General features: G+C 33.8%; 16 protein-coding genes. 12 read left to right on the top strand and 4 right to left on the bottom strand.

Annotation, left to right across the window (positions count from 1 at the left end; genetic code table 11):
• Positions 1-393 precede the first annotated feature (393 nt).
• Both AC2TDS_RS10965 and AC2TDS_RS10960 read left to right on the top strand, forming a co-directional pair.
• The gene (locus tag AC2TDS_RS10965) at positions 394-3,771 is read left to right on the top strand and encodes a DUF8818 domain-containing protein (protein WP_484735631.1); all 3,378 of its coding nucleotides are present in this window, start codon (positions 394-396) and stop codon (positions 3,769-3,771) included.
• A 68-nt stretch (positions 3,772-3,839) separates the two neighbouring features.
• Positions 3,840-4,346 (top strand): DUF3575 domain-containing protein, encoded by a 507-nt coding sequence (locus tag AC2TDS_RS10960; RefSeq protein ID WP_484735630.1) that lies wholly within the window; start codon positions 3,840-3,842, stop codon positions 4,344-4,346.
• A gap of 23 nt (positions 4,347-4,369) precedes the next feature.
• Here the strand turns inward: AC2TDS_RS10960 and brnQ are convergent, their stop codons facing one another.
• On the bottom strand, positions 4,370-5,635 hold the full coding sequence (gene brnQ / locus AC2TDS_RS10955; RefSeq protein ID WP_484735629.1) for a branched-chain amino acid transport system II carrier protein: 1,266 nt from the start codon (positions 5,633-5,635) through the stop codon (positions 4,370-4,372).
• 38 nt (positions 5,636-5,673) lie between these two features.
• On the opposite strand from brnQ, the gene AC2TDS_RS10950 reads away from it, so the two are divergent.
• Together AC2TDS_RS10950 and upp are read left to right on the top strand one after the other, a co-directional pair.
• A complete protein-coding gene (locus tag AC2TDS_RS10950; protein WP_484735628.1) occupies positions 5,674-6,444 on the top strand; it encodes an alpha/beta fold hydrolase in 771 nt (256 codons plus the stop codon).
• Between the two features lie 384 nt (positions 6,445-6,828).
• A complete protein-coding gene (upp, locus tag AC2TDS_RS10945) occupies positions 6,829-7,482 on the top strand; it encodes a uracil phosphoribosyltransferase (protein ID WP_484735627.1) in 654 nt (217 codons plus the stop codon).
• 3 nt (positions 7,483-7,485) lie between these two features.
• Here upp and AC2TDS_RS10940 read toward each other — a convergent pair whose 3' ends face one another.
• Positions 7,486-8,391 carry a DUF6427 family protein gene (locus tag AC2TDS_RS10940; RefSeq protein WP_484735626.1) on the bottom strand — a complete coding sequence of 302 codons (906 nt, stop codon included), beginning with the start codon at positions 8,389-8,391 and terminating at the stop codon, positions 7,486-7,488.
• A 42-nt stretch (positions 8,392-8,433) separates the two neighbouring features.
• Between AC2TDS_RS10940 and AC2TDS_RS10935 the strand changes: the two genes are divergently transcribed.
• The 8 genes from AC2TDS_RS10935 to AC2TDS_RS10900 all read left to right on the top strand — a co-directional run bounded on the left by AC2TDS_RS10935 (position 8,434) and on the right by AC2TDS_RS10900 (position 14,425).
• A complete protein-coding gene (locus AC2TDS_RS10935; protein ID WP_484735625.1) occupies positions 8,434-8,652 on the top strand; it encodes a DUF6341 family protein in 219 nt (72 codons plus the stop codon).
• A 12-nt stretch (positions 8,653-8,664) separates the two neighbouring features.
• On the top strand, positions 8,665-9,336 hold the full coding sequence (trmB, locus tag AC2TDS_RS10930; RefSeq protein WP_484735624.1) for a tRNA (guanosine(46)-N7)-methyltransferase TrmB: 672 nt from the start codon (positions 8,665-8,667) through the stop codon (positions 9,334-9,336).
• A 385-nt stretch (positions 9,337-9,721) separates the two neighbouring features.
• Positions 9,722-10,054 carry an MGMT family protein gene (locus tag AC2TDS_RS10925; protein ID WP_484735623.1) on the top strand — a complete coding sequence of 111 codons (333 nt, stop codon included), beginning with the start codon at positions 9,722-9,724 and terminating at the stop codon, positions 10,052-10,054.
• Between the two features lie 365 nt (positions 10,055-10,419).
• Positions 10,420-11,550 (top strand): Mrp/NBP35 family ATP-binding protein, encoded by a 1,131-nt coding sequence (locus tag AC2TDS_RS10920; protein WP_484735622.1) that lies wholly within the window; start codon positions 10,420-10,422, stop codon positions 11,548-11,550.
• Between the two features lie 103 nt (positions 11,551-11,653).
• Entirely contained in the window at positions 11,654-11,890 is a 237-nt protein-coding gene (locus AC2TDS_RS10915) for a NifU family protein (protein WP_484735621.1), read from the top strand.
• A gap of 224 nt (positions 11,891-12,114) precedes the next feature.
• Positions 12,115-13,170, top strand: coding sequence for an NAD(P)/FAD-dependent oxidoreductase (locus AC2TDS_RS10910; protein WP_484735620.1), 1,056 nt, complete (start codon positions 12,115-12,117; stop codon positions 13,168-13,170).
• 2 nt (positions 13,171-13,172) lie between these two features.
• Complete coding sequence (locus tag AC2TDS_RS10905) at positions 13,173-14,084, top strand: sterol desaturase family protein (RefSeq protein WP_484735619.1); 912 nt, start codon at positions 13,173-13,175, stop codon at positions 14,082-14,084.
• A 5-nt stretch (positions 14,085-14,089) separates the two neighbouring features.
• Positions 14,090-14,425: a 2Fe-2S iron-sulfur cluster-binding protein gene (locus AC2TDS_RS10900; protein WP_484735618.1), complete on the top strand. Its 336-nt coding sequence runs from the start codon at positions 14,090-14,092 to the stop codon at positions 14,423-14,425.
• A 262-nt stretch (positions 14,426-14,687) separates the two neighbouring features.
• Here AC2TDS_RS10900 and AC2TDS_RS10895 read toward each other — a convergent pair whose 3' ends face one another.
• Both AC2TDS_RS10895 and AC2TDS_RS10890 read right to left on the bottom strand, forming a co-directional pair.
• Positions 14,688-15,215, bottom strand: a complete 528-nt coding sequence (locus tag AC2TDS_RS10895) for a flavodoxin (RefSeq protein WP_484735617.1) — start codon at positions 15,213-15,215, stop codon at positions 14,688-14,690.
• Positions 15,215-15,871, bottom strand: a complete 657-nt coding sequence (locus AC2TDS_RS10890; RefSeq protein WP_484735616.1) for a class I SAM-dependent methyltransferase — start codon at positions 15,869-15,871, stop codon at positions 15,215-15,217. Before AC2TDS_RS10890 ends, AC2TDS_RS10895 begins: the two co-directional genes overlap by 1 nt.
• Positions 15,872-15,891 lie beyond the last annotated feature (20 nt).

Genomic DNA, 15,891 nt, shown 5'->3' with positions numbered 1-15,891 from the left:
AAGTAAAAAACCCAGATGACTCTAGTATAACACGTACCCTCGCTCCCGCACGAATCCTTTCGTGTGGTTGAATAAGAGTAAGCAACTAGAAATTAAATTTTAAAATAATAAAGAAGAAGCCACGTTATAATAAATTATGGCGTGGTTTTTTATGTAATACGTTTTTGTAGGTTGTATTTGACTAAAAACGAGTCTAATACCAGTTGTTGTTTGAGTTTACTGTAAAAGAAAATGGTTTGTAACGTTACCTAAGAATCGGTATCATTGTGTTTTTTGAAGTGATTCACTGAATTTCAAAAAGACGTAAAGTGGAATTACGTTGAACTTAGGTTGGTAGTGCTAAGAAGCATAAACAATTTTAAACTATTTTTGTTAGTACTACGTTTTTAAGGTATGATCAAAAAAATAGTTGGTGTTTGGTGTTTTCTGATGGTCGTTGTTGCAAATGCACAAACAAAGCCAAAGGAATTTCGTTTGAAAAGCATACTCGTAAAAAGAGACACTATTCAAATAGACAGCGTTAGCATAAACCCCATAAACTTTAAGGTGTTTTCTTCCAATGGTCAGTTAGTGCCTCCATCAGAATACAAGGTTGATTTTGGAGTATCTCGTTTGATACTCAATAAGAAAAAATACCCAAAAATTAATGTTGAATATTATCGTTATCCTGAGTTTATAACAAAAATATATTCGCCTTTTGATAAACGATTAATCGTAGAAAACACTAAGAATACGCAAAAACTGTATAGTGAAACTACCAATAAAAAAGCCTCTGAAGTCAAATTTTTTGACGGATTAACTACGCAAGGATTCATCACTCGTGGTCTTACAGGAGGAAACAATCAAAACGCGGTAACCAATTCGTCATTAGATCTAACAATTTCTGGAAAATTATCCGATAAAGTAGGGGTGCGAGCAAATATTTTTGACACTAATTTCCCGCTGCAACAAAACGGATACTCACAAAACATTACAGATTTTGATCGGATTTTTGTGGAATTATACAGCAAGAATTGGCGAGTTAAGGGAGGTGATGTGAACCTAGAAAACAAGGATAGTTATTTTTTAAATTTTGACAAACAGGTATCAGGGATTGAAGTAGCGGCAGAATTAAGTGAAACAACCTCTGCCCTAGCCTCCGGAGCTGTGGTAAGAGGAAAATTCTCCTCTTTTAATTTTGTCGGTGTTGAAGGAAATCAAGGACCGTATAAAATATTTGGCAGCAATAATGAATCGGCCATTGTAATTGTAGAAGGAAGCGATACCGTATTTGTAAACGGGGTAGCGTTGCAACGGGGTAACAATAAAGATTATATCATTGATTACAATTTGGCTGAGATTAGGTTCAATACAAGATACCCTATAACAAATGATATGCGTATTCGTATAGAGTTTCAGTATTCAGAAAAAAACTATGCGCGTTTTATTACCTATGAAAAAGCACATTATAAGAGTGATAAATGGTCGGTTGCTGGATATTTTTATAATGAAAACGATGCGAAAAGCCAACCTATTCAACAAAGCTTAACTGACGATCAAAAACAAGTTTTAGCCAATGCAGGAAATGATCCTAGCAAAATGGTAACGTCCAGTGCATTTGCAGATGAATTTTCAACCAACAGAATTCAATACAAAAAAACACTATTCAATGGAGAAGTAATTTTTGAATATACAACTGATGAAAACGACGAAGTGTATTCAGTAACCTTCACCAATGTTGGAGAGAATAATGGTGATTATGTAGTGGATAGCACCATAGCAATTGGGACTATTTATACATATGCAGGAAAAAACCTAGGAACCCATAACCCAGTAGTACAGCTGATAGCGCCTACAAAATTGCAGATAGCTGTGGTAAATGCGAATTACAATCCTTCTGGAAAAACAAAAATGAACCTTGAATTAGCCTATAGTGATAGCGATGCTAATTTATTTTCAGCTATTGATGATGCTAAGAACAAACAGATGGCAACAAAAATAGGGTGGCAACAGCGATTAGTTGATAAGGAATGGCAACTCACCAGTGAAGTAGATTATAAATTTATTCAAGACAACTTTCAAACGGTTCAACGATTTCAAGCAGTCGAATTTAATAGAAATTGGAATGTAGAAAACCCAATAGGAAATCAGCATGAGTTAGGAACAGTACTAACTTTTAAGAATAAAAAACAAACAAGAATTTCTTATGGTTTTCAGCACCTGTCATTTACAGAGAATTTTTCAGGAAATAAACACCATCTACAATCAATTATACAAGGAAAAAACACCAAAGCATGGGTAGATGGAAGTTGGTTACAAAACACAACGGACACCAGAAAAGATAATTTTTTACGATGGAGATCTAAGATTGCACATAGTTTTAAAAAATCATGGATAGGAAGTTTTATAAACTTCGAAACCAATGCAAAAAAAGAGAAACTAACAACTAATTTTGATCAAACGAGTCATCAGTTTAAAGAGTACGAAGTATATTATGGCATCGGTGATACCGCAAAAGTATATACAAAATTGGGCGTGAATTATAGAACAAATGACAGCATTAGAAACAATTCATTTACTCAAATAAACAATAGAAAAACGGTGTATGTAGACAGTAAACTGATTCAAAATAAAAGAACAAACTTGTCGGCATACGCTAATTACAGATATACTCAAAATACATTTTCCTCGAACGAAACAAATCTAAATTCAAGAATACGATACCATCAGCGGTTTTTTAAAAGTCTTATAACCTTCGGAACCACTTATGAGACATCATCAGGAAATATAGCTCGTCAAGATTTTGTATATATAAAAACAGAGCCCGGACAAGGTTACTATACTTGGATAGATTATAACAACGATGGCGTACAGCAGTTTAATGAGTTTGAAATAGCACAGTTTCAAGACCAGGCAACCTATTTAAGAGTAGCGTTACCAAACATACGATTTTTGCCAACACAACGGGTGAGTTGGGAACAGTCCATTACCTTAAACCCATTGCAATGGGAAGATCAAAAAGGGATTAAAAAAACACTGTCTAATTTTTATAACCAAACCTATATAACAATCAACAATGAACACCTGCGAAACGGAAGCGGATTTTATTGGAATCCGTTAAAAATAGATGATGATGAGCTGCTAGAACTGCGTTTTAACGTTAGAAATAATTTTTACTTTAACAAAAACCTTCAGAAGTATAGTTGGGTTTATACCTATGGAAAATCAAGAAACAAGCAGCAGTTCTCTATAGGAAACCAAGAAAGTAATTCACGAATTCACCAACTAGAATTGATTCATAAATTAACTAAATTTTGGTTATTTAAAAGCAAAGGAGCTATTTCTGAGAATACACTAGAGACAGAGAATTTAGTTAACAGGAATTATAAAATTTCTACCAAGGAAATTAAACCTAGTGTTACCTTTTTATACAATAAAGACCATCGATTCTCTTTATACTACCAATACAAAAACAAAGAAAACAAGATGATGGACTTTGAAAAACTGAAGCAGCAAAAACTGGGGCTTTCGTATTTTCTCACGAGCTCAAAAAAGAATCAGTTTACTGCTGATGCTACCCTGTTTTTAAATGACTTTACCGGTAACGCAAACTCACCAGTAGGATACCAAATGTTAGAAGGTTTGCAAACAGGAAGAAACTATACATGGAATTTACTGTGGAATCAAAAACTAACATCTATTTTAAACGTATCACTAAGTTATTTTGGCAGAAAAAGTGAAAACTCGAAAACAATACATACGGGTATCGTGCAGTTAAAAGCCATTTTTTAAGTATGTTTGTGGTATTATAATTGCATAGAATATGATACGTTATAATAATACTAAAAAATAAAATAAACATGAAGAAAGTAATTTTAGGAGCTATACTTTTTATAAGCTCATTTGTAAACGCGCAACAAGAAATAAAAGTAGATATAGCAGATGCTTTAGTGATGAAAACCTTAGAGATCTCTTATGAGTATTACCTGAGCGATCAATCATCTATAGGGTTGTCAGCCTTGTTCAATTTTGAAGGAAAAAGTTCTGATTTTAGATATAATGAAGATCAAGTATTCACACCGTATTTCCGTCATTATTTTACGAATAACAGAAATTGGAATCATTTCGGTGAAATATTTTTAGGAATAAATTCAGGAGAAAAAGAAATTGATATGGACGAAAGTGACGAGAAGAGATATAAAGAATATACAGATGGAGCTTTAGGGGTTGCAGTAGGGTCGAAATACATTTCTAATGGAGGCTTTATTGTTGGTGTATATGCAGGAGTAGGTAGAAATATGTTTACCTCTGATTCATATGCAGTAGTGCCAAGAGTTGGTGTTAATGTTGGGTATAGATTTAAATAATACGAACAAATAAAAGAAAGCCGCTAGCTTTTTTTTATCAAATTTACAATGCTAAAACTTAAAATAGCCGGAACTACCCAGCCTAAATGATGTGTAGCAAAAGGAATACTAGTAATAATACCTGCTAATTGTTCCTTAGGGATAAGGAATTGTAAAAAATCAGGAATACTAAAAATAAAAGTTACCAAAGTAACAATTTTAAATACCATAGGTGATGCTAGCTTGTTAGGGATTATATTTAGTACGATCAAGACAATAGTAATAGGATAAATAAACATCAAGGCAGGTAACGCAATGTTTATAATGTATTTAACATCATATTGCCCTACTAAAATCCCTAAAGCACACCCTATGATTGCTGTAATAATATAGGCTTTTTGTGAGTTGTGAAAAACACCTTTGAAATAGTCGGCTGTTCCAGTGATAATCCCAACAGCGGTGGTAAAACAAGCTAAGGCAACCAGTACACTTAAAAAAGTAGTTCCAATATTACCCAGTGTTTGTAAACTCAAGGAAGAAAGAATATCTGCTCTGGTAGCCTCTTCTGGAAAAGTTGAATTGAACAGCGCTCCGTTGTAAATTAACCCTGCGTAAATAACTAATAACCCAAATCCGGCGATAAATCCAGCTTTGGTGATTAACGATTTCTTTTCTTCAAAAGAAGCCTCTTTGTTAAAGTTCATAGAAATAACTAAAACCCCTCCAATAACAACAGCACCAATGGCGTCAAAGGTTTGGTAGCCTTCTAATAAACCACTTATAAATGGAATTTCAAACACACCGCTTTGCATACTGTTTGGAGCAGAAAACACACCTATAAAAATGATTGCTAGTAAAATAAAAATAATTAAAGGAGTTAAAAATTTACCCAATAGGTCTAAAATTTTAGATCGGTTAATCACGAATAGAAATACGAGGGTAAAATAAATACTACTTGTAAATAGCGCGTTTACATTAAAATAAGGATTAACGGCCATTTCATATGTTACAGACGCTGTGCGAGGACTAGGTAAAGTAATAGAGATAGCGTAAATAATGAAGCAATAAATACTACTGAATATAGGCGATACCTTCTTTCCAAAATCAAACATAGTGCCCTGAATTTTAGCATGCGCTAAGATTCCAAGAATCGGAATAAAAACAGCGGTGACAAAAAAGCCTAAAGTGACCCAAAACCAGCTAGAACCAGCATTTTTCCCTAAAAGAGGAGGTAAGATTAAGTTTCCTGCTCCAAAAAACATTGAAAATAAGGCAAACCCAGCTATTAATACCGCTTTTGTTTTGTTCATTGTTTAACAAATTTATCTTTGCCGAATATACATTAAAAATGATTGCAATATATAAAGAGGGTTCGGTTTATTATACCGATCAGGGTAAAGGAAATGCCATTGTATTGTTACACGGTTTTCTTGAAAACACTACAATGTGGAATGACGTTGTAGAAGAATTAACGAAGAAAAACAGGGTTATTTGTATTGACTTATTAGGTCATGGAAAGTCTGACTGTTTAGGATATATTCATACCATGGAGGAAATGGCCGAAGCGGTAAAGAAGGTGTTAAAAGAATTAAAAATCCGTCGTGCTATTTTTATCGGACATTCAATGGGAGGGTACGTTGCTCTGGCTTTTGCTAAGAAATACAAAGAAAATGTAAAAGGCATTTGCTTGATGAATTCTACCGCACAGGCCGATACTGAGGAACGAAAAATGATTAGAGAAAGAGCAAAAAAAATGGCGCAACAAAACCTTCAGATAGTGGTTAAAATGGGCGTGTCAAATTTATTTGCCTCCTATTCAAGAGAAATGTATCCTGATGAGATTCAACAGGTAATAAAACAAGCATTACAAATTTCACTGAGAGGGTATATGGCTTCGAATGAAGGGATGCGCTTAAGAGATAATAATGAGGAGGTTTTTGCACAAATCCCTAAAAGAGTACTGATTGTAGGGAAAAAAGACCCCGTTTTGAATTATAAGACGATTGTAGATGAAGCAAGTAGAACAAATACAGAATTAATAGAGCTACCAAACGGGCATATGAGTCATATTGAAGATAAAAAAGAACTAATACATGCGTTAAAAAACTTTTTAAAATAACCTGTATTAATTGTATTTTATAATAATATAGAGGCTTTAATGAGTGCTTTGGGTTTCATTATAAACATTGATGCTACTACTGAGCTTTAATTGACGCTGGTATAAGATAAGTCGAGTTCAAGTTTATAATATTAGTGGTGTCAAAATAGCTAAAAATATATGGCGAATGGTATTATACGATTTACAGATACATATTTCGTATATAGGTATTGAATTATTTTAAGTTAGTTTAAGGCATAAAACGTTAGTATAGCCAAGCTATGGTTAAGTTTTATAACGCAAAAATAGCTAGAAAAGAAATAATAGATATGCGAAATATTTATTTGTAAATCGTATTAGTTGCTGAAGTTTTCTTTTTTGTATTTTCGTGGCAAACTAGGCTTTATGAAAGTACACCATATATCTCAAGAGAACTCCGTTTTAAATAAATTTCTAGCAGAAATAAGAGATGCTTCTACTCAGAAAGACCCAATGCGTTTTAGAAGAAATATAGAAAGAATTGGAGAAGTTTTAGGGTATGAACTAAGCAAGAAACTAGAATACTCAAAACAAACGACAATAACCCCCTTGGGAGAAAAGGTCAACAGTATTCCTGTAAATGATATTGTATTGTGCTCAATATTGCGTGCTGGATTGCCATTGCATAACGGATTGCTAAACTATTTTGACAATGCTGAAAATGCCTTTATTTCTGCTTATCGTAATCACACGAATAATGATGATACGTTCGATATAGTGGTAGAGTATTTTGCCGCACCTGTAATAGAAAACAAAACACTCTTGTTAATAGACCCTATGTTAGCAACTGGAAGGTCTTTGGTAGAGGTATATCAAGCCATCAAAAAATACGGAACTCCCAAAAAAATTCATATTGTGTCGGTCATAGGCGCTGAAAAAGGAATAGAATTTATAAGCGATCACTTTCCGGAAAACACGAATTTATGGATAGCCGCAATTGATGAACACCTAAATGAAAAGGGATATATTGTTCCGGGGTTAGGAGATGCAGGAGATTTAGCTTTTGGGGTGAAAGTTTAAATACTATAAGAAAAATACAATCACAGAAGCAGCTACAAAAACAAGTATAAAAATATCTGCAAACCATTTTTTCTGAAATAGTTCCAATCCGTTGGCTAGTATTATTGAGGTAGGAAAAAACAAAAACAAGAACTCAATACCTGATTTATCTGGAATTACAAGGAAAAAAACTCCTGAAACAACAAGATGAAACAATAGTAGAATCCAATTTCGTCTAAAGCGATTTAAAATGGATAAAGTTTTTGGCGTTTTTAGCACCACAGAGATCAGCGTAAAGATTCCAATAAACACTATTGAAAAGACGTAAGAAGAACTGAAGTATAAATCAAAATTAGACAAAGACTCCCAAGAAAAGAGCTGATAAAAAACGGTAGTTTTATCGTACCAAAAACAATACGTATAATATAAAAAAACCGGGATACTTGAACCTATGATGGGTATTAATAACGTTTGATAAGATAAACGCTTATGTATATAGATAGATGCATATAGTAAAAAAGCAAATAATATCGTATAGGGTTCTATAATAAAAGAAACTCCTAACCATAATCCACCATCGAAAAGCTTGTGGAAAATATTTTTAGACGATTGTAAACTATATACTTTTCTTAAAAAAATAAGGATCGTTAAATTCGCATAAAAAAGAGGATTGATCTCGATGGTTTTAACAAAAAAACCAATTAAAATAACATAAAACAAGAAAGCAAAAGAATTGTCGAAGGTTACCTCGTTTTTAACAATGATAAAATTGTAGATAGAAAATAGAACAAGGAATAAAACAATTTCTTTTGTAACAGAAAAAAAGGAGCTGTCTTTTGAGAAAAGTGTTATTAGATAATAACACAAAAAAAGCATAAAAAGGACTATAAAATTTACAGGTTTTGATTTGCTGAAAAAATTGGTTACCATTGATTCTTTTTATATTTTTGCAAACATAAAGATAATCAAGTTATGTTAGGATTAAATATTTTTAGATTAATTGGTGATTTTTTCGAACTTTTATTCATACCGTTCGAGTTGTTGCGTCTTGAAATTGCGAAGGCAGATGCTGGATGGTGGCTTTCTAACGGATTAAACTGGGTATTCTTATTAGTTCTTCTTGTTTTATTAGCCTATTGGATGAAAGAATCTGTACGCTTTATAAAAGAAGGAACAGAAGACAGAGCATAATTCTTCATTACATTGGGAAGTAAAAATAAATTAAAACGTTTTAAAGAAAATGAAACGTTTGCGAATGTTATTCAGCCTACAAGAGAAGAAGTAACAAGCAATTTTCAGTATAAAGGAAAATGGCATACGTTTTTCGGAAACAGCAACCCCATCGTTTTAGAGTTGGGTTGTGGTAAAGGAGAATACACAATTGCCTTGGCTGAAAAGAGCCCTGATAAAAACTTCATTGGAATTGATATCAAAGGAGCTCGGTTTTGGAGAGGTGCTAAAACAGCTATTGAGAACAACATGAACAATGTTGCTTTTATTAGAACACAAGTAGAACTTATAGATTTTATTTTTGCGGAAAATGAAATCTCTGAAATTTGGATCACCTTCCCGGACCCCCAAATAAAATATAAACGCACTAAACATCGCTTAACAAACGCGGCATTTCTAAAAAAATACCATGGCATTTTGGACGCAGAAGGAACTATCAACCTGAAAACGGATAGTGAGTTTATGCATGGGTATACGTTGGGGCTTTTGCATGGTGAAGGGCACGAGATTTTACATGCCAATCACGATGTTTATAAAAATTACTACTCACCGGAAGAGGTAACAGGAACTCAAACTTTTTACGAAAAACAATATCTAGAACAAAAAAAACCAATTACCTACATCAAATTTAGGGTAAAGTATTAACTAGTTTTGATGGCGGTTTCGCGTTTTATGTCATTTCGGATATTAATTTACCGATCATAATTGTTTATGATGAGCACCAATATGCAGGTAAAACATAAATGGATATAAGGAAATGATGTAGTAATTTCACCTAAGGTCCACTATAATTTTATGCTTTTAAATAGTTTTTCGTTGTTTTACTTTTAAATAGTTGAAATAGTTCTATTTTTAAACTCGTATAATGCAATAGAACTTCGTCATGAGAGAGGTAAGCCTAATAAAAGCAAGTCTTTTCTCAATGTTAGCATAGCCCCGCTATGGTTATGTTTAAAAGCGCAATCAAGTGGTTGATGTTACAGTGGTTTCATCTTGTTATAGATTCTCTTTTGCATAAATCTTGTTAAATATGGAAAAAAAAGAAAGCTTTTTTGATAAGGTATATGAAGTCGCTCGGTTAATTCCGTACGGGAGAGTTACCAGTTACGGTGCTATTGCTAAGTATTTAGGAGCGTCGAGATCTGCTAGAATGGTAGGTTGGGCAATGAACAACTCCAGTAATCAAACAGAAGAGGTGCCTGCGCATAGAGTAGTTAATAGAAAAGGATTGTTAACAGGCAAACATCACTTTCAAGGGGTGAATTTAATGCAACAGTTATTGGAAAATGAAGGAGTAGAGGTAATAGACAATCAAATACAAAATTTAGAAGATTTTTTTTGGGATCCTTCAAACGAATTATAGTAAAAACAACACTACTCTAAAACTAATTTAATTTTATAAGGTGTAACTCGGGTTTTAATTGATAAATAATTCGGGTTAATTCATGCGAAATAGCATGTCGATTATAGCCTTCAAAAGAGACCTTAGATATACCTGAGAAAAGAGTGTTTTACTAGGCTGACGCTATCATAAATTGCCTTAAGACGCATCAATTAACGTATTGATTTTTAGGGTTTTTTTATTTTTTTCTTAAGGATTTTAGAGCTTAAAATTCATGAATACTCCTTAGTATAAAAAGAAACTATAATGGTTTAATAATTAACTATGAGTCCTGCTTCCTAATCTTATCTTTTCATCGTATCTTTGTATGTCTAAGTTCACAAATAATGAGTTTTAAAAAACAAGACATATACAAAGCGTTAGAAACATTAACAGCACCAGGAGGAGGGAAGAGTTTGATTGAAAACGGAAATGTTAAAAATGTAGTAGCCTTTGGAGATGAAGTGATCGTTGATGTAACGATTAGTAATCCAACTTTACAAGCTAAAAAGAAGGTAGAGGTTGACATCATGAAAGCAATTCATAAGCATGTAAATCAAAAGATAGATGTAAAAGTAAATGTAAAGGTAGAGGTTGGGTCAAAGGAAGACCCAAGTCAAATTCGAGGTAAAGAGATACCTAATATTCAAAACATAATTGCAATCGCTTCAGGAAAGGGAGGTGTTGGTAAATCTACCATTACTTCAAATATGGCAGTTTCATTGGCAAAAATGGGATTTAAAGTGGGTGTTTTAGATGCAGATGTTTACGGACCTTCACAACATATAATGTTCAATGTTGATCAAGAAAAACCAATAGCAGTAAATGTTAATGGCCGATCTAAAATGAAACCCGTTGAAAGTTATGGTGTGAAATTATTGTCTTTAGGTTTTTTTACAAATCCTAGTCAGGCTGTGATATGGAGAGGCCCGATGGCATCCAAAGCCTTAAATCAATTAATTTTTGATGCAGATTGGGGAGAGCTAGATTTTCTATTAATAGATTTACCTCCTGGTACGGGTGATGTACATTTATCAATTGTACAAGCATTACCAATTAACGGAGCAGTTGTCGTTAGTACACCACAAAATATAGCTTTAGCAGACGCTAAGAAAGGAGTAGCAATGTTTCAACAAGAAAGCATAAATGTGCCAGTATTAGGAATTGTTGAAAACATGGCGTATTTTACACCTGAAGAATTGCCAGAAAACAAATATTATATTTTCGGGCAAGGAGGAGCGAAGCATTTAGCTGAAGATATAGAAACAAGTTTCTTAGGAGAAATACCTTTAGTGCAAAGTATCCGTGAGGCGGGAGATGTAGGCCATCCGGTAGCCTTGCAAGAGAACACTGCCCTATCAGAAGCTTTTACTAAAGTAACTAAAGAAATGGTTTCTCAATTACTAAAGAGAAATGCGAATTTACCACCAACAGAAGTAGTGAGAATTACAACGATGAGTGGGTGTAGTACAAAATAGGATGTATTGTTCTGCAAGAAGAATATAATGATATTGTTTAACAACAAAACTCAAATACCCAGTTTGAGTTTCTTCTCGTAAGAGGAGATTAAAAGGGACTGTTATGACGTCAACAGACACAAGAAATAATGTAGAAAAGGCTTTAGAAGAAATTCGTCCATTTTTAATAAGTGACGGCGGAAACATAAAGTTGCTATCGATTGAAGAAGATACTGTAAAAGTACAATTAGAAGGAGCATGCAATGGATGTTCGGTTAATCAGATGACATTGAAGAACGGAGTAGAAGCCACCATAAAAAAATATGCACCTGAGATAAAAGAGGTTATCAATATTGCTTAAGGGCTTTGAGAAAATCTGTTTTAATAGCGGTTTTAAGTTCTAATCTTAAGAAAATTATCTTACGGATTGCAAAGAAAAGATGCACGCTAGCAAATTGTTAAATCAGTACAAAAAAAATGATTCATAGCTCAAGAGGGCTATTTTAAATAGAAATAAAGAATAAATATTCCTGTCTTAATTTATTAAGACAGGAATCTCAGTATAAAAAAAGAATTTTTAGACAAATGATAACATCAGATATATTAATTATAGGAGCTGGCCCTACAGGGTTGTTTACAGTTTTTGAGGCGGGGTTATTAAAATTACGTTGCCATTTAATTGATGCTTTACCGCAACCAGGTGGGCAATGTTCAGAAATTTATCCAAAAAAACCAATTTATGATATACCTGCTTATCCTGAAATATTAGCAGGCGATTTAACTGATAAGTTAATGGAGCAAATAAAACAGTTTGAACCTGGGTTTACCTTAGGAGAAAGAGCTGATACCATTGACAAACAAGATGACGGAACGTTTATTGTAACTACAAATAAAGGAACAAAACATCACGCACCTGTGGTTGCTATTGCTGGGGGCTTAGGGAGTTTTGAACCAAGAAAACCACCAATACCAAATATCGGAAGTTTTGAAGACAAAGGTGTGGAATACATGATTAAAGAACCGGAATTATACCGTGATAAAGATGTGGTAATTGCGGGTGGGGGTGATTCTGCCCTAGACTGGTCTATTTTCTTAACAGATGTAGCAAAGTCCGTAACCCTGATTCATAGGAGAAATGAATTTAGAGGAGCGTTAGATTCTGTAGATAAAGTTCAAGAGCTTAAAAATGAAGGGAAAATAATGTTAATTACCCCTGCTGAGGTGAAGGAAATTATTGGTGAAGATAAACTAGAGGGTGTGATTGTTGAGCAAAAAGACAAAGACCCATTTACACTAAAAGCTGATCATTTTATTCCGTTATTCGGATTGGCGCCAAAATTAGGACCTATTGCCGACTGGGGTTTGGAGATAGAAAAGAATGCGATTAAAGTAAATAATGCATTAGATTATCAAACAAACATACCAGGTATTTATGCGATTGGTGATGTCAATACCTATCCAGGAAAATTAAAATTAATTTTATGTGGCTTCCATGAAGCAACGTTGATGTGTCAAAGTGCTTACCAACGTATTCATCCAGACAGGAAATATGTAATGAAATATACAACGGTTGGAGGTGTGCAAGGTTTTGATGGAACCAAAAAGGAAGCGCCGAAAGCTGTCGTGAAAGCAATTAATTAATAATGAGTATAATAGAATATGTAGAGCAACTATCTCAAGATACATTACTGTATTTTGCCTTACCTGTTTTTTTTAGCTGTATGTGGGTGGAGTTTCAACTTGCAAAAGAGAAATATCATGGTAAAGACACTAGGGTTTCTATTGCGATGATGGTGTTTTCTGCCATGGTTGAGTTTTTCCCAAAGGTGATGGCCTTTGTTCTTTTTTTCTATTTACATGAAATGAGCCCATTAAAAGACATGGTACTACGTCAATGGTGGGCTTGGGTATTACTTTTATTTGCTGATGATATTTCATACTATTGGTTCCATCGTTTAAATCATGAAGTACGACTATTTTGGGCGGGTCATGTATCTCATCATTCTTCAATTTATATGAATTTAGGAACCGCTTTACGACAAGGAGTCGGAGAACGTGTTCATAAATTTTTCTTCTGGATTTGGATTCCTTTATTAGGGTTTGATCCATTAATGATGTTTACCATGATGGGAATAAGTTTAATATATCAGTTTTTTGTGCATACGGAGTTGGTAGATAAATTACCCAAACCCATTGAATTTATTTTTAATACACCATCACATCACAGGGTTCACCATGCTTCGAACATACGGTATTTGGATTGTAATCATGCGGGTATTTTGATTATCTGGGATCGCCTGTTTGGTACGTTTTCCGAAGAAGAGAAGGAGATAGATAAACCTGTATATGGTCTTACTGTAAATATTACTACATTTAACCCGTTAAAAGTAGCAACCCATGAATATACTGCTATTTGGAACGATGTGAAACGAGCAGAAAAATGGAGCGATAAATTTAATTATATGTTTAATTCACCTGGATGGAGTCATGATGGGGAAGATAAACGAGCTAAAGTTTTGAGGAGGAAATTAAAACAATTCGAGAATAATTCATAGAAGGTATGGATAATCAAGATATTACAATAAAAATTACAGATAGAGAAGGTGTTATACATAGTGTAATTGCCCCAACTGACATGGCTATGAATTTAATGGAGGTTGTGCGTTCCTATGAACTAGCCCCCGAGGGAACTATTGGTATTTGTGGAGGAATGGCGATGTGTGCATCTTGTCAGTGTTATGTAAGATCAGAACATGAATTACCTGAGATATCCGATGATGAAGACGCAATGCTTGCCGAAGCATTTTATGTTGAAGATAATAGTCGTTTAGGGTGTCAGATTCAAATGACCCCCGATTTAGATGGATTGGAAGTTGAATTGGCTCCTGAAGGCTAAGCGTTAATCCATCTCGGTATTCCTTTTGAATATATGTGGAGAAGATATTATAAGGTAGCAGTGTATTACCAGTAGGTTTTATGAGTAAATTAAAAGTATAATTGGCGTATCACATAGGTTCTCACATAAGCAGATTAATAGTCACATCGTAACAAACTCAAATAAATGAATTGTATTGTTTATACAATAGGAAGTCTCTTTCACTTATTGAAACAGAAAATCTATTGTAAAACAAGAGTTTATGTATTTTGGCAAAAGGAGGTTAAGGTGCTATTAGTGAAACCTCCTTTTCAAGCTGTAGCAACCATTTCATTAAACGATCCTGGGTAAGCTCAGGTTCATTATCTTCGTCAATAGCCAAACCATAAAACAAGTTTTGCCCTTTGATTTCGGCTTTAGACTCAGAGAAATCGTATCCATCAATAGGCCAATTACCAATAATTTTACCACCGTTTTCTAATACCACTTCAGCTAACATTCCTACCCCATCAATAAAAAATTCTCCATATCCATATTGATCACCAAGGCCAAACAAAGCAACAGTTTTCCCTGTGAAATCGATGGTTTTAAACTCGTCAAAATAACTTTCCCAGTCGCTTTGTAAATCTCCATCATACCAAGTAGAGAGCCCTAAAATGAGAACGTCAAATTTTTCGAAATCTGAAACACTGGCATTGCTTACTTCTATTACATCTATGTCACTCATAGACCATTCATCAACAATATTATGCGTAATTTCTTCGGTCATTCCTGTATCTGATCCGTATATTAATCCGATGGTTTTATTCATTATTTCTTTTTTAATACAGCGATGGTAAAATCTCTTTTTACAAATTCTCCTGATTTACTTTTTACGTTTTCAGTTTTATGAAGAATAGTATCTATTGTAAAAAGAGATTGTTGTACCAATAGCTTAAATTCGTTAGTGTTATATAATTTAAATAAGGTGTTTACAAAAGGAAGCTGCTGCATAAATTCCTTTTGAGCAAAGGTTATTACACAAATACCACGTTGTTTTAAAACTCTTGAAATTTCAACTAGAAAAAGTACTGGGTTTTTCCAGAAGTAGAGTGTATTCACAGTAAATACTTTATCAATACAATGATCGTCAAAAGGAAGGTTTTCTCCATCATACAAATGAAAAGACACCTTGTGGTTTTTTTGCTTCAAGGGTATTTGTGATGCTGCTTCTTGTTTCATGACGTCCGATATTTCCAAACCAATATACTCTAGGCTATGTGCTTTACCTAGCACAAAATCTAAATGCCCACAGTTTCCATGTCCTAATTCGAGTACAATATCTTTATCAATAATACCTAAGGCATTTATCGAAGCTCTGGTCATTCCTATATTCGTATTGTTCATAGTAATGCCCATTTCTTTTCCTTGTAACCCGTTAGGGCATTGTAACTGCTTTTCGATTTCTTTGAATTGTTTGTTATCCATATTGAGTACAGTAGTATTGA

This window comes from Tenacibaculum profundicola (genome assembly GCF_057220795.1).
Note: the sequence above shows the minus strand (reverse complement) of the source record. Positions and strands in the feature narration are given on the sequence as shown.

Coding starts and splice junctions, on each gene's coding strand:
- AC2TDS_RS10905 (WP_484735619.1), top strand. CDS start 13,173: ATGAGTATAATAGAATATGTAGAGCAACTATCTCAAGATACATTACTG.
- AC2TDS_RS10950 (WP_484735628.1), top strand. CDS start 5,674: ATGATTGCAATATATAAAGAGGGTTCGGTTTATTATACCGATCAGGGT.
- AC2TDS_RS10940 (WP_484735626.1), bottom strand. CDS start 8,391: ATGGTAACCAATTTTTTCAGCAAATCAAAACCTGTAAATTTTATAGTC.
- AC2TDS_RS10900 (WP_484735618.1), top strand. CDS start 14,090: ATGGATAATCAAGATATTACAATAAAAATTACAGATAGAGAAGGTGTT.
- AC2TDS_RS10890 (WP_484735616.1), bottom strand. CDS start 15,871: ATGGATAACAAACAATTCAAAGAAATCGAAAAGCAGTTACAATGCCCT.
- AC2TDS_RS10965 (WP_484735631.1), top strand. CDS start 394: ATGATCAAAAAAATAGTTGGTGTTTGGTGTTTTCTGATGGTCGTTGTT.
- AC2TDS_RS10935 (WP_484735625.1), top strand. CDS start 8,434: ATGTTAGGATTAAATATTTTTAGATTAATTGGTGATTTTTTCGAACTT.
- AC2TDS_RS10895 (WP_484735617.1), bottom strand. CDS start 15,215: ATGAATAAAACCATCGGATTAATATACGGATCAGATACAGGAATGACC.
- AC2TDS_RS10920 (WP_484735622.1), top strand. CDS start 10,420: ATGAGTTTTAAAAAACAAGACATATACAAAGCGTTAGAAACATTAACA.
- AC2TDS_RS10915 (WP_484735621.1), top strand. CDS start 11,654: ATGACGTCAACAGACACAAGAAATAATGTAGAAAAGGCTTTAGAAGAA.
- brnQ (WP_484735629.1), bottom strand. CDS start 5,635: ATGAACAAAACAAAAGCGGTATTAATAGCTGGGTTTGCCTTATTTTCA.
- AC2TDS_RS10925 (WP_484735623.1), top strand. CDS start 9,722: ATGGAAAAAAAAGAAAGCTTTTTTGATAAGGTATATGAAGTCGCTCGG.
- upp (WP_484735627.1), top strand. CDS start 6,829: ATGAAAGTACACCATATATCTCAAGAGAACTCCGTTTTAAATAAATTT.
- AC2TDS_RS10910 (WP_484735620.1), top strand. CDS start 12,115: ATGATAACATCAGATATATTAATTATAGGAGCTGGCCCTACAGGGTTG.
- AC2TDS_RS10960 (WP_484735630.1), top strand. CDS start 3,840: ATGAAGAAAGTAATTTTAGGAGCTATACTTTTTATAAGCTCATTTGTA.